Here is a 14,629-nt window from a genome sequence, read left to right as displayed (position 1 = left end):
GTTCAATAATCAAAAAAAGTGCACTGGCGCTTAGTACGCGTTAGAACACTCTTTTTACACGAGATTCTATTTTCTATCTCCAACATATCGATCACTGCCAGCGCCAAGTCCGACAACCATCAACAGCACACTTGCACCCAGCAGTAAAATCAATGGCACCGTCCAGCTGTTCGTTACATCATGCAGCCAGCCGAATAATGCCGGTCCCATTGCTGCCAGTACATAACCCACAGATTGGGCCATTCCTGACAGCTCCGCCGCTTCTTGCGTACTTCTTGTTCTTAGACTGAAGAACATCATCGCAAGACCGAAGGCAAATCCTCCGGCAATACCAAAGCATATCGCCCATACAGCCATTAAAGCGCCGCTGCCTTGCCAGATGCCACCTAATGCGATGAAATAAAGAACAGCAGTGATTATAACTAGAATACGTTGGTTTTTCATCCGGCCTGCCCACAGCGGTACGAAGAAAGTAAAGGGTAGCTGTGCCAATTGCATGAGCGAGAGAAACCAACCCGCATTACTCGACGACATTCCCCGTTCACCGAGGAGAACCGAAAACCAGGCAATAAAGACGTAATAAAGCAGTGACTGTAAGCCCATAAAGATCGTGACTTTCCAAGCAAGAGATGAACGCCACATATTTTTGCTTGAGGCTGCACTCTTAGAGCCGGTTCCTTGATTAAGCTTACGAATTTGCGGAATCCAGAACACTGTTGCTAGAGCTGCGATCATAAACCAGATGGCCAAGGTCCCTCTCCAACCGAATCCAGCATTCGTTGCCAGCGGTACACTAATTCCTGAGGCAATAGCTGCGCATAAATTCATAGAAACCGTGTAGATACCTGTCATTAGCCCGATTTTGTGAGGAAACTTCCCCTTAATAAGACCTGGAAGCAGTACATTACAAACGGCAATAGATAATCCAAGTATAGCAGTACCTGTGAACAACAGACCTGCTCCAGATCCCGAGCGAATTAGAATTCCCATAGCCAGCATGACCATGGCAACTAATAACACATTAGCCAAACCAAAACGGCGGGCCAGCTTTGGAGCAAACGGGGACAAGATGGCAAAAGCTAATAATGGTAAAGTAGTAATAGCTCCCGCTAAAGTATTGGATAAGCCGAGGTCATCCTGAATCAATTGTATTAATGGACCCACAGAAGTAAATGGAGCCCGCAGCGCTGCAGCGATAAAAATAATTCCCAGCACAAGCAGCCAGCGATCATATTTGCTATCCATTAAGCTATTATTCTGAATCTGTCCTTCGCGTTGTGATGCTTTCATCGTGTATCCTCCTAAATTACAAACAAATAACCCCGCCAAGCAGAAAGCTTGTCAAGGATCTGAAATATTTAAACACTATGAACCATCATCTACTATTCTATTAGAAGTTACAACCCTTAAGTAATTTTATACCCGAATTATTGACAAAACCGCTGGCCATCTTTAGTATCCATATCATCGGGTAGTTGAGAATTAATTTCAATTGGACTCATATTTAAACCACAGAAAAGAGTGAACAGAATGCTTCGAAGGTTTTTTTCCTACTATCGTCCGTATAGAAAACTATTTATATTGGATTTCTCCTGCGCTGTTTTTGCGGGACTGCTAGAACTGGCTTTTCCGGTAGCCGTCAATAAATTTATTGATGATTTACTTCCTGGTCAAGATTGGCCGCTTATTCTTATCGCTTGTGTTGCGCTGCTGGCGATTTACGCCTTAAATACAGTGATGCAGTATATTGTCACCTACTGGGGTCACATGCTGGGCATAAATATCGAAACTGATATGCGCAAAAAAATGTTTGACCATATTCAGAAACTCTCGTTCCGATTCTTTGATAATAATAAAACAGGCCATCTAATCGGACGAATCACCAATGACTTAAATGATATCGGCGAAGTTGCGCATCACGGTCCTGAGGATGTATTTATTGCAATCATGACCCTTGTCGGAGCCTTTCTCCTAATGGCTGATATTAATCTGAAGCTGGCGATCATTACTTTTATTATCGTTCCAATTATGGCTTGGGTAATCATCTACTTCGGGCGCAATATGACTTCCACTTATCGTCAGCTATTTGGAAATGTAGGCAGTTTCAATGCCCGTATCGAAGACAATGTCGGTGGGATTCGGGTCGTGCAATCCTTTGCCAATGAGCAGCATGAACAAGAACTATTCGCAGTAGATAATCAAATGTTCCGCAAAACAAAACTTCTGGCTTATAAAATCATGGCTAGAAGCTTGTCCGTCAGCTATATGATGACCCGCCTCATTACCATCCTGGTGATGATCTGCGGCGCATGGTTCTTCATCAATGGCGAGCTGCAAATCGGTGAATTTGTGGCGTTTATCTTGTTGTCGAATATCTTCTTCCGCCCTATCGAGAAAATCAATGCAGTGATCGAAAGTTATCCTAAAGGAATTGCCGGCTTCAGACGTTATCTGGAGATCATTGACACGGAACCTGACATCAGTGACAAACCGGATGCCGTGGAGATCAACGCTTTGCGCGGTGATATTACATTCCAGGATGTATCTTTTGGATACGAAGAGAATCGTCCGGTTCTGCAAAATATAAGCCTTAACGTAAAGGCTGGCGAAACCATTGCCTTTGTTGGACCGTCCGGCGCAGGTAAAACAACAATCTGCAGCCTGCTTCCGCGCTTCTATGATGTCACAGCCGGGGCCATCACGATTGATGGCATCGATATCCGTGACATGAAGCTGGAATCGCTGCGCAAACAAATCGGGATCGTGCAGCAGGATGTTTTCCTGTTCTCCGGGACAATTCGCGAGAATATCGCCTATGGGAAACTGGATGCAAAGCTGCCTGAAATCTGGGAAGCCGCGCGACGTGCTCATCTGGAGGAGCTCATTCAGAATCTGCCAGATGGAATGGAGACAGTCATCGGGGAGCGCGGTGTGAAGCTGTCCGGTGGACAAAAGCAGCGCCTGGCTATCGCTCGCATGTTCCTCAAGAATCCGCCGATTCTGATTCTGGATGAAGCTACTTCCGCGCTGGACACAGAGACCGAAGCCGCGATTCAGCAATCCCTGGCTGATCTGTCCGTAGGCAGAACCACACTCGTCATCGCTCACCGTTTGACGACGATCAAAAATGCCGACCGGATTATGGTCGTGAATGAAGAAGGAATCGCTGAACAAGGCAGACATGAAGAATTAGTCCATGCTGGTGGAATTTACAGCCGTCTGCATCAGGCGCAATATAACTTTTAAAAAGTAATTTGCCACAGCTGGGCAAAAATGAAGCAAGCCTAGTCACCATGTTTTTGGCGACTAGGCTTGCTTTTTCGCGTAACTCCTCTATTTGCAGCAAACGTGATGCTTGATTAAGGAATTCCTCCCTGATTTTCTTTGGTTTATTGCTCTAATCCTTGCAATCAGGGAAAACCTCCCGCAGATTCACCCCAATTTGCTCATAATAGTGGAATTCAGGCGATATTTAGGGAGGATTTCCCTGAAAAGCTAAGTAACCAGCATAAATCAGCTATTTTCAGGGAGGTTTTCCCTAAAAATTAAAAACGGCACAATTAAAGCTCAGTTCCCCTAGTTTCGCTATTGCGGCTCTGTTCCCCATACCAGCACTCCGTTCCGATAAAGGGTCACCTTGTTCCAATCCGCATAAGCGGTCTGAAGTGAATTAAACGAATAATCATTGGCCTCGTTAAAATTGCTCCAATCTGTCTTGTGTATCCGGGTCTGAATATCCCCGGAAGCACCTCCAGCTGCAAGCATGCCCGCACCTGCGTTGAATTGTACTTCCAAGTAGTAATCTGCTCCCGTTCGAGGCGTGTCCAGCTTTACAAAACTGCCTGCTACCTTGCTGTTGCCGATCTGGGCATAATCGCAGAAAAAGGATTGCGGCTTGTCTCCATCGATCGTATACCAGTAACGGATGCTCAGCTCGCTAAGATCGACTGCAGTTGTGCCGTTATTTTTAATATTAAAATAGGGCTTCATCTGGTTGTCATTTGGGTTAGTATCCGCTGTCCGATACGCCACTGCAAGCCCGGTGACCGGTTCGACAGGCCCCGAGCCTTGCGGTGTAGCCATCGCTTGTACAGAATTGCTGCTCGTACCCGCACTATTGACAGCATTCACAACATAATAATAAGTCGTTCCGTTGCTAACGGCCGCATCGCTATAGCTCGTCCCGGTAGCCGTAGTCAGAGTGGTATAAGGGCCACCACTCGTAAGTGACCGTTTCACCGTATAGGAAGTTGCGCCCGCCGAGGTGCTCCAGCTAAGATTCACGAGCCCATTGCCTGCAGCTGCATTCAAGTTAGCAGGAGCAGCTGGAACTACGGGAGCTGCCACTGTCTCCAATACGGACCAGTAGGCCGGCTTAGATTGAAGGCGCTCATCAAATAATAAAGGCCAATTGTTGCGGGCTACCGGATAAGTGCGCAGCCAAGTATTACTGTCATCCTTCCCCCAGAGAGTGACATTCGTGACCGTATCCGTGTGCCTCAGGAAGATCTCAAATAATGATTTGTATAAAGCCGCTTGGCGCTGCTTCAAATGATCAGGGAAGGTCTCATAGGCTTGAGAATTATCAGAATACACACTAATATCCAGCTCAGTAATATGAGTTTCCAGCCCTAAAGCCTTGAACTTGATAATCGAATTTTCGATTTCAGAGAGCGAAGGATAATACAAGCTGATGTGCGTTTGATGCCCTACTCCGTCAATAGGAACCCCTTTAGCCTGAAGTCGTACAATCAGATTGTATAGTGCTTGGCTTTTGGCTGGCTCATGCGTATTGTAGTCATTGATGAACAGTTTTGCGTTAGGATCAGCTTCATGAGCGAACTGGAACGCCTTCTCAATGTACTCTTCACCCGCGATCTGGTACCACAGGCTGCGGCGCATGCCATCAGATTGCGAAGTGTCAATCACTTCGTTGACGACATCCCAAGCATAGATTTCACCTTTATAACGTTCCATAACGGTCTTAATATGACTCTTCATCCGCTCATATAACACCGTTTTGGAGACCAAATTACCACTGGCGTCACGGAACACCCAATCCGGTGTCTGCGAATGCCAGACCAGGGTATGTCCACGTACCTGCTGCCCATTTGCGGTAGCAAAAGCTACTGCCGTGTCAGCGTCAGCGAAATTAAACACACCTTCCTGCGGCTCCGTGCTGTCCCATTTCAGAACATTTCCTGGCGTTACACTATCAAAATGCTTGGATAACAATTGCCGATCCGGAGCTGTCAGCAGCTCACTATTCGTAAAAGCCGAGCCGATCAGAAATTTGTTTGCAAACACATCCTTCAGCGAAGGAATCGCATCCTCGATGACAATTGGACCGAGATCCGGTAGCTTTTCCAATCGAAAATCATCCAAATAAAAAGAAGTTGTCGCGCTACCCGGCACTTCAAAATAAATAGAAAGTTGATCTGCCGGCTCCAATAGCTTGTACTGCGCCTGAAGCTTCACCCAACCGTTCGCTGTCACTGCACCAAAGGTCAAATTGTCATAATGAATGGTAGAAGGTAATGTCCGCTGCAATGACATATAGATATTCGCGTTAGATGATCCGGCCGGCAGCTTCACCCATCCAATAAACACATAAGTTTGTCCCACTTCTAGCTGGCTAGTCACATCCAGTGAAGGTCCATGCCACGTTTTTGTTCGGCCGCTTACCTCCAGGCCATATGTGCCGCTGCGTGCCGCATCTGTTTTGGCCGTAAGCACCTCAACTTCCCCACGTCCACTCCAGCCCTGAACAGTACCATCTTCAAAATCGCTTTGCTGAATAAGCGTGTTCTCCGCATGTGCGGGTGCAGCCCAATACGCAGGTACAAGCAAACATAAAACCAAAACAAAATTAAGCGCTTTCAAAAAAGTTCCTTTTTTCATCGCTTCGATTCTCCCTTCTGAATTAGGTTCGAACCTTATTGCTTCGTTTCTTCCTGTCCCCGATACCGCTCGGGCCACACCACCTTCCTCATAAAAAAATCAGAGCCTATCCTCAGGAGGAACCAAGCTAGGCAGGTCATCCGTGAAGTATGGGCTCTATATCGCCATAATATCACATTTGTTTCCATTTATGGAACTAAAATTAATTATTTTCGATCTTATTTTACTTAAGCTGAACGGATCTGCGTTATCAGATCCGTTTAGCGTCGAAAAAACCCAAGAGACGACACCATTATGGTGTTGTATCTTGGGTTACATAATATGCTGGCTGAATGTACGGGATTTCTACCGTTCATTTCGCCACTTCCAGCTGGATCAGCACATTATACGGGAATTCTACCGTTCATTTCGCCACTTTCAGCTGGATCAGCACATTGTACGGGAGCTTTACCGTTCATTTCGCCACTTCCAGCTGGATCAGCTCATTGTACGGGATTTCTACCGTTCATTTCGGCGATTCCAGCTGGATCAGCGCATTGTACGGGAGTTATACCGTACATTTCGGCATTTCCAGCTGGATCAGCTCATTGTACGGGAGTTATACCGTTCATTTCGCCACTTCCAGCTGGATCAGCTCATTGTACGGGAGTTATACCGTTCATTTCGCCACTTCCAGCTGGATCAGCTCATTGTACGGGAGTTTTACCGTTCATTTCGCCACTTCCAGCTGGATCAGCTCATTGTACGGGAGTTTTACCGTTCATTTCGGCATTCCTAGTGCGTACAAGAAAATTATGCTAGTCAGCTATTGATTTTTCTTTCGTTACTATCATGATCAATAGTAAAAAAATCAAAACTAGTTGAATACCTAAATATATTATAGGGAAAAAATAAATAAGACTTATCTGATCAAAGTCAGGCTTCATATCAAAAAACCTTAAATCAACAACCCCTGAACCTCTAGACTCTTTTCCTTGTAATTCTTTTAAATAAAATAGAATTCTCGTGCTAGGAACAATACTAATAACTAACCAAGAATTGTTGTACCTAAGCTTTTGCGTCTTTAAAGCTATCTTGCAAGACACATTCAGAAGAATTATTGGTGCTGCATACATTATAAACATTTGTTTTACTACTTCTACTTCCAACTTCCCCGTTTTCATTCCCAAAAGGTAGATAATTATTAAATGTAAGAAAATAACAATGGTAACTTGTAGGATTGCTTTCATCCTTGTGCTTCTAGATTCAGCTTTCAATCTATCACCTCTCACAAGTTATATTCTAATTTCTATAATTTCACAACGAAAACATAGAAATGCTGAGATAAAACAACAAATTAAAGAAGGAGCCGTGTAGTGAACACGACTCCCTCTTCCTATAAACCGCATCAGTAGCGGCATATTTGCAAGGAGCTTAGCAATAAGCTGTCATCCTTGATTTATTTTTTCGCAATATGAACCTTCAGCTGCTTGCCCTTTACGGTGGTCTCTCTCATCGCTTGCAGCACCATTGCGCCTTTACCGTTCAAAATATCCACGTAGGTCACATTGTCCTGAATCGAGATAATCCCGATATCTTCGGCGGAAATACCTTCAAGCTTAGCTATTGTGCCGACAAAATCCACGGCTCTTAGCTTCTTTTTCTTGCCGCCGTTGAAGTATAGCTTCATAATCTCTTTGTTTAAGCTTTCGCTTTTGTCCTTTTTGCGGACAGGCTGCTTATTGATCTTCTGCTCGAACGCTTCCTTTGCGTAGGCAACTGCGTCGTCCGAAGGAGCTTTCATATGCGGAATGCTGAAGCCAATATAGCTTTCAATTTCAGTTACCCACTTCTGCTCATTCGGAGTGACAAAAGTGATCGCTTTACCCGTCTTGCCTGCACGCGCGGTTCTGCCTGTACGATGCACGTAGCTTTCTTTTTCCAGTGGAATATCGTAATTAATCACATGGGTGATATTCTCGATATCAATCCCTCTAGCCGCCACATCGGTAGCGATTAAATAGCGGAATTGCCCTCTTTTAAAAGCATTCATGACCTCAAAGCGCTCATCCTGCTCCATACCTCCGTGGATCTTATCACAAGGATATTCCAGATCCGCCAGTCCTCTGAATACAGCATTCACCTGCTCCTGCGTACGGCAAAAAATAATACAGCTATCCGGATTCTCCACCGTTATGATATCGCTTAGCAAAGAGAATTTGGCAGCTTGTCTCACTTCAATCAACGCATGTTCAATCGTAGCCGTCGTAATTCCACTTGCCTGAATCTCGATATCCGTTGGATCGTTCATATATTTTCGGCACAAGTTCTTAATGACTTCGGGTAAGGTAGCTGAGAATAACATGGTTACTCGCTCTTTGGGCAGCTGCTTAATGATCTTCTCGATCTGCTCAATAAAGCCCATGCTCAGCATTTCGTCAGCTTCATCGATGATCAAATATTTGATTCGATTTAGCGGAAGTGTGCCTCTTTCAATATGGTCAAATACGCGTCCAGGCGTACCTACGACAACATGTGTTTTTTGCGTAAGCTCTATCTTTTGGGGGGCAAAGGGCTGCTTGCCGAAAAGAGCAACTGCCTTAATCCGTTTAAAACGTCCGATGTTCGTAATATCCTCTTTCACCTGCATCGCAAGCTCCCGAGTTGGTGTAAGTATCAAAGCCTGCGGCTTATTCTCCACCCAATCCACCAGATCGCAAAGCGGAATACCATAAGCTCCCGTCTTGCCACTGCCTGTTTGCGATTTCACAATCAGATCCTTTTGCTGCAAAGCCACAGGAATTACCTTGCTCTGTACCTCCGTAGGTGTCATAAATTTCAGAACATCCAGTGCTTTAATTATCTCTTCGTCTAACTCATAATCTCTAAATTGCAATTCACTCATCGTTCAACCTCTTCTATGCCGATTGTTCTGGTTAAAGCGGAAACTCCGCGATCCTTCCATCTTGTGCATACTTATCATTATAACAGTTATTGGCGTCCTTGATTCCATTCCTTATAGAACTGGTCCAGAAAATTCAACATGAAATCATGCCGTTCTTCCGCTAACTTGCGTCCATAAGCCGTATTCATTAAGAATTTTAGTTTCAACAGCTTCTCATAAAAATGATTCACAGCCGTCCCCTTGCTATAATCCCTGTATTCCTTTTGCAGCGACTCCTCGCGTGGAGCCACTTCTGGATCATAAGCCGGACGTCCCTTTGCACCTGAGAAAATAAAGGTTCTGGCAATGCCAATCGCGCCAAGTGCATCTAGTCGATCTGCATCCTGCACCACTTGACCTTCCAGAGTCTGCATAGGTTCTCCTCCACCACCACTAAAGGACATCGTTTCAACGATCAGCATGATATGACGAATTTGCTCCTCCTCTGTAAGGTTTGCCGTGAGCCAAGTGTGGACTTTAAGCAGACCTGCTTCTTTTGACGGATTAAGCTTCTCGTCTGCAACATCATGCAGCAAGGCTGCCATCGTACAGATAAACACATCCGCACGCTCGATCTCAGCAATTTCACATGCCGTGCTGCGGACCCGATGGGTGTGCCACCAGTCATGACCCGTAGTATCTTGTCCCAGTTGTTCTTTAACAAATTCTTCCGCCCGGGCTATTATTAAAGGTTGATTCATCGTCAACAAGCTCCCTTCGCCTATGAAATATCGAAGCCCTATTATAGCTGATTGCCTGTCCATTCGCCTACTAAAAATCTTCGTTATAACAAATTCTTACTTGCACGACTCCAAATGATCCGCTATAATCGGCAGTAATCAAAATGTCGAAGGGAATTGATTCTGATGAACACCATAACAATCATGCTGAATCAACTTCATTATTATCACAAACAGCGTTAGCAACCCTGAATTTCTCAGGGAGGCTAACGCTACTCGCGTTGGCCTCCCTGCGGCATAGATCACGCGCAGGACCATGAGGTCCTGCGCGTTTTTTTATTCTCTAAACTATGCCAATTCAAAGGAGCTACTAATGATGCAAAACATTAAAGGAACTTATGATTACTTCGGAAAAGAGCAGGCGCTCAGAAAGAACATTCAAAATACGCTGCAGGATTTGTTCGAACTCTATGATTTTGAATCCATGGACACCACATTATTAAATGAACTGGATTTATTAACCTCGAAATATGCAGGTGGGGATGAAATTCTCAAGGAGATGTACCAACTCACCGATCAAGGCAACCGCAAGCTGGGCTTACGATATGATCTGACCATCCCTTTTGCCAAAGTGATCGCTTTAAATCCTGGAATAGAGTTTCCCTTCAAGCGTTATGAGATCGGAAAAGTATTCCGTGATGGTCCCGTGAAACGTGGGCGCCTGCGTGAATTTCTGCAATGCGATGTTGATGTCGTTGGTATTTCAGGACCTGAGGCGGAAGCTGAATTGATGCAGCTGGCCACAGAAGCTTTTCGCAAGCTGGATATCCCGATCATCCTAAAATGGAACAACAGACGTTTTCTCGGTGAGATTCTGGAATCGATTGGTGTACCTGCTGAGGACCAGCTGTCCGTTATGCTAACCTTGGATAAATTAGAAAAAATCACCCTCAGCGGCGTGAAAAATGAATTGATCAGCAAGGAAATCAAACCTACAACCATCACTGCTATCCTAGAGCTTATCGAAACGGACAATCCAAGCTTTGAGCAGTTATGCGAAAAATATAGTCTTACCGGACAACCGGGAGCGATGGAGGTTCTTGTCCTGCAAAAGCTGCTCCAAGACATTCAGCTGCAACAGACTTGTCGTTTCGATCCTTTTTTGTCCCGCGGGCTTTCTTTCTACACTGGAACCGTCTACGAGATCTTTGATGCATCCGGCTCCTTTACCTCAAGCTTGGGTGGTGGAGGCAGATATGACGCTATCATCGGACAGCTGGTGGGCAGAGAGGATATTCAATATCCTACGGTTGGCTTATCTTTTGGTATGGAGTCTATCATGGCGCTCCTTGCAGAACGTCCTATCCAAGAGCACAAGACAGCAGAAGTTATGGTCATTCCGATTGGCGAGACGCTCCCACAGGCTTTAATTGCAGCCGCCGAGCTCCGTGCCTGTTCTATCCGAACCACTCTGGTATCCGGTAAAAGAAAACTTAAAAAGCAACTCGCCACAGCCTCATCCAAAAAAATCCGTTACGTTATTCTAATCGGCGAGAGTGAATCCAGTGTGGATAAGGTGCGGCTGAAGGATATGAAGGAACAAACAGAGGTTATAGTTCCATTAGATGAAGCCATCTACCTTATTACTGGATAAACTACTGCCTGATATTCTTCTAAAAAGATCCGGACAAAAAAAGACCCCGCCGGCGACCGGCGGGGTAAAGTCTATATATAAGGGAGGTTATACATGTACTATAACCCTGCAAGCTTAATATTTTATGAAAAAGAGATAAGGATTCCCTTAATTCATTTCAAACCCTTAGATCTTAAACTTATCTACTAACCCCTGAAGTTCTTTGGCACTTTGAGTATTTTCATCGGCCATAGTAACCTCCAGGAATGTTTTTTCCACGATATCCGCCGTTTTCACCGCGATATCCTGAATCCCTATAGCTCCTTCGTTTACTGTAGCAGCTACCTCATTAACGGCAATATTAATACTTGATATGGCCATACTCAAATGATCGGCTGCGCTCTCGAATTGTTTTAACAGCGTATTTACAGTGGCAGCATCACTGTTGTATTGCTGACTTACCTCAGTTAATCGTTCATAATCTGCTAGGACATTCTGGTCTATAAAGGAAAGTAATGCCTCAGAATTCTCCTTCATGGATTCAACAGAAGAATATACACCTGTTACCACACCTTGAATTCCAGCCGCAATCTTAGACGATTTCTCAGCCAACTTCCGAATCTCACCAGCTACAACCGCAAAACCTTTACCTGCCTCACCCGCTCTTGCCGCTTCTATAGCTGCATTCAGGGCCAGCAGATTGGTCTGACTGGCAATGGATAGAATCGTATCTGTCAGTACATTAATCTCTGCAATCGCGCTCGACTGCTCAATCGCTTTTTCCATATCGATTCGCACGGATTCATAAATTTGTTTAGCATTCGTCGTAGATTCTGTTGCCTCATCTTGGAGAGTCAGCGCCCGCTCACTAATTTGTCTAGAAACGGCAGCGCCTTCCTTCACATTATTGGTGATCCCGGATACATTGTTATCAATTTCAGTAATTGCTGCTGTCATTTCCTCTGTGGAGGCTGCGGTCTCTTCCATACCTGCCGATAGCTGCTGCGTAGTCGCTGAATTATCGTGGGCATTTTCCCGCACATCTATAGACAGCTTCTCCAGCGTTTCTGCATTTTCAAGCACTTTGGACGAGATCGTAATTAAGCTTCCAGCCATCTCACGAAGTGTAGCCCGGGTGCGGAACATCGCTTTGGCGATCGTCCCTGTCTCATCTTTGTTTTTAGTCAAATACTCATACTCTGAGTCATGCGTCAAATTCAATTCTGCCGTTTTATTAATCATGTCCGTTAGTTTAACAATCGGAGAAGAGATTTTTTTAGCAAAATAAAGAGCAATCAGCAAGGCAATAATTAAACTTCCCACACCAAGAAATAAGTTGAAATTTCTCATATCAGTGACAGGTTTCACGATTTCATCAAGGTCTGCGGTTAATACAAGCAACCAGTGCGTCTCAGGTAAAACTGTATAGGTAGATTTTTTTTCCACACCATTATATGTATTATTTAGCAGGCCATCCGCTACCTTCTCACCAGATTTCACACGCTCCATAACAGCTGCGATCTGCGTATTCTCAATAGGCTGACCAATTTGTGTTTTATCCGGATAATATAATTTATTGCCGTTCTCATCCAGTAAATAAGCGTAAGAGCTCGTCGTGTTTACCACTTTGGTATCGGCCAAATACTTAATCATACTATCTGCGGAAACAGCTGACGCAATAAATCCAATCATCTTTCCATTACTCTTTACGGGCTGTACAAAAGCCACTACATAAGCTCCTGTAGATTTTGATTTCAGCGTTTCGCTGATCACAGGCTCAGCCGTCTCCATTACTCTTTTCGTATAATCTCTTTCACTAAAATCTGTCCCTATAAGCTTAGTATCACTGTCAGCCACACTAATACCTTTCATATCACTGACAAGAATGTGCTCAAGGTTCCCTGCTTCCTCCACAATGCTTTGAAGACTGGCGTTCACCTCATTCTGAAGCTTATCACCTTTGCTAACTCCACCATTCCCAGCTTGCAGCAGTAGATCAACAATTTCCGAGCGGCTCGCAATAAGCTCTGTGCTTCTCTGCTCTTTTGCTATCATGGCTGATATGGTCTGAGCTTTGTTCGTATTGACCTGCTTCATAGAATTCTCAGTAAGATTCACAATCGCCTGAGTTGATTTCAAATACGTAAATATCCCCATTACAGAAATACATAAAAGGGTCACACCTATCATAACAAGTGATAACTTTAGGCGAATCTTCATATTCTTTTCATCCTTCCGACTCCTTGTTCATTTGCGAACAATGAAATTGTAAATAATACAATTACTATCGGGTGGCAAAGTTGAATAGTGAATATAAATCGCGCAAAAATAAGAAATATATCATAAAATGTCGAAAATTTTCATGTAAATGAATAAAATATCACAGCTTTTAGGTCATATATCCTTCACAAACCGGCTAACAAGACCTATCATCTGTCCTAGAAGAAGCAGAGGGTTCTATCTGAGAGGCAGTATTCACTTGCATTAATGCACCCTCACTTAACAGTCGTTTAGTTCTACTACGTAAAAATAGACCAGACATCGCAGCGAGTATTTGTTGGAACAACATCCCCGAAATTACTGGAAGCGCGACAGCAGGAGGAAAATATTTCACTGCTAATACAGCTCCCGCACTTAAATTCCGCATACCCGAATTAAACTGCACCGCCACGGAATCTTCATAACTAAAGCGGAAACGGCGTGACACCAAAGCTCCGATTACATAGCCAAGCACAACGGTTATGAAGGTCACTCCAATTATGATCGCTAATTTGCCATCCGGATGTTTCAGATAACGGGCAATACTGGCCCCATTAATAGAAACAACTATAAACAATCCGACTTTAACAAACGGAGCAAGCGGCGGTCCACATACCGTATTGACTTTCCCTTTTGTCCATTGATTCAGCAGCATCCCAACTACAGAAGGAATGACTACCATCCATAGCAGCCCTTTCATCATATCAGCTAGCTGAATTTCCACACTCGCTCCCATCAGCAAATATAAGGTACCCGGGACAACAATTGGCGACAAGAGCGTATCAATCAGAATAAGGGCTAATGTCAATGCAATATTTCCTCCGTACATCGACACCCATACCACACTTACAACACCTGTAGGAATCGCGAACAGCAATACATAACCAGTCACTGTATATGGATCTCCCGGAAAAAAAGCCATGGCTGCAAGCCAGCCGATCAGCGGCATTACAATATGTAAAATTACCATTAGAATAATCAGCTTCTGGGGTTTCAGAAGTACCCCTAGCAGGTCCTTTAGGTTGGACTTCAAGCTACCGATCAGCGTCATTACAGCGAAAATCCAGGGCACGAGACCTGTGAACGGCAGCAGTCTGCTTTCGTTAAGCACACCGACCACGATGGCTGTGGGTGTTAATAACGGCATAATCTTTTCTAGAACAACATTAGATTTGATAAGTCCATTTCTTATATTAGCAAACACTTGGCAGTACACCTTATGTATGAAGCTCA

General features: G+C 44.4%; 10 protein-coding genes. 3 read left to right on the top strand and 7 right to left on the bottom strand.

What is annotated here, in order from left to right:
- Positions 1–66: 66 nt before the first annotated feature.
- On the bottom strand, positions 67–1,245 hold the full coding sequence (locus tag MKZ16_RS11090) for an MFS transporter (RefSeq protein ID WP_256715566.1): 1,179 nt from the start codon (positions 1,243–1,245) through the stop codon (positions 67–69).
- A gap of 285 nt (positions 1,246–1,530) precedes the next feature.
- Here MKZ16_RS11090 and MKZ16_RS11085 point away from each other — a divergent pair, with 285 nt between their 5' ends.
- Positions 1,531–3,246 carry an ABC transporter ATP-binding protein gene (locus MKZ16_RS11085; RefSeq protein ID WP_036679350.1) on the top strand — a complete coding sequence of 572 codons (1,716 nt, stop codon included), beginning with the start codon at positions 1,531–1,533 and terminating at the stop codon, positions 3,244–3,246.
- Positions 3,247–3,585: 339 nt separating this feature from the next.
- Here MKZ16_RS11085 and MKZ16_RS11080 read toward each other — a convergent pair whose 3' ends face one another.
- Complete coding sequence (locus tag MKZ16_RS11080; RefSeq protein WP_076107477.1) at positions 3,586–5,901, bottom strand: endo-1,4-beta-xylanase; 2,316 nt, start codon at positions 5,899–5,901, stop codon at positions 3,586–3,588.
- Positions 5,902–6,091: 190 nt separating this feature from the next.
- Here MKZ16_RS11080 and MKZ16_RS11075 point away from each other — a divergent pair, with 190 nt between their 5' ends.
- The gene (locus tag MKZ16_RS11075; RefSeq protein ID WP_339815699.1) at positions 6,092–6,679 is read left to right on the top strand and encodes a hypothetical protein; all 588 of its coding nucleotides are present in this window, start codon (positions 6,092–6,094) and stop codon (positions 6,677–6,679) included.
- A gap of 19 nt (positions 6,680–6,698) precedes the next feature.
- Here the strand turns inward: MKZ16_RS11075 and MKZ16_RS11070 are convergent, their stop codons facing one another.
- The 3 genes from MKZ16_RS11070 to MKZ16_RS11060 form a co-directional block, all read right to left on the bottom strand.
- Positions 6,699–7,157, bottom strand: a complete 459-nt coding sequence (locus tag MKZ16_RS11070) for a hypothetical protein (protein WP_339815697.1) — start codon at positions 7,155–7,157, stop codon at positions 6,699–6,701.
- A 182-nt stretch (positions 7,158–7,339) separates the two neighbouring features.
- Positions 7,340–8,785: a DEAD/DEAH box helicase gene (locus MKZ16_RS11065; protein ID WP_036679344.1), complete on the bottom strand. Its 1,446-nt coding sequence runs from the start codon at positions 8,783–8,785 to the stop codon at positions 7,340–7,342.
- A gap of 86 nt (positions 8,786–8,871) precedes the next feature.
- A complete protein-coding gene (locus tag MKZ16_RS11060) occupies positions 8,872–9,525 on the bottom strand; it encodes an HD domain-containing protein (RefSeq protein ID WP_036679342.1) in 654 nt (217 codons plus the stop codon).
- A 352-nt stretch (positions 9,526–9,877) separates the two neighbouring features.
- Between MKZ16_RS11060 and MKZ16_RS11055 the strand changes: the two genes are divergently transcribed.
- Positions 9,878–11,158, top strand: coding sequence for a histidine--tRNA ligase (locus tag MKZ16_RS11055; protein ID WP_305953504.1), 1,281 nt, complete (start codon positions 9,878–9,880; stop codon positions 11,156–11,158).
- A 165-nt stretch (positions 11,159–11,323) separates the two neighbouring features.
- Here MKZ16_RS11055 and MKZ16_RS11050 read toward each other — a convergent pair whose 3' ends face one another.
- Both MKZ16_RS11050 and MKZ16_RS11045 read right to left on the bottom strand, forming a co-directional pair.
- Positions 11,324–13,357 carry a methyl-accepting chemotaxis protein gene (locus MKZ16_RS11050; RefSeq protein ID WP_036679339.1) on the bottom strand — a complete coding sequence of 678 codons (2,034 nt, stop codon included), beginning with the start codon at positions 13,355–13,357 and terminating at the stop codon, positions 11,324–11,326.
- Positions 13,358–13,553: 196 nt separating this feature from the next.
- Positions 13,554–14,600, bottom strand: coding sequence for a bile acid:sodium symporter family protein (locus MKZ16_RS11045; RefSeq protein WP_235219427.1), 1,047 nt, complete (start codon positions 14,598–14,600; stop codon positions 13,554–13,556).
- Between the last annotated feature and the right edge of the window lie 29 nt (positions 14,601–14,629).

It is taken from the genome of Paenibacillus sp. FSL R5-0928 (assembly GCF_037970385.1).
GTDB classification, from domain to species: Bacteria; Bacillota; Bacilli; order Paenibacillales; family Paenibacillaceae; genus Paenibacillus_AQ; species Paenibacillus_AQ odorifer.
Note: the sequence above shows the minus strand (reverse complement) of the source record. Positions and strands in the feature narration are given on the sequence as shown.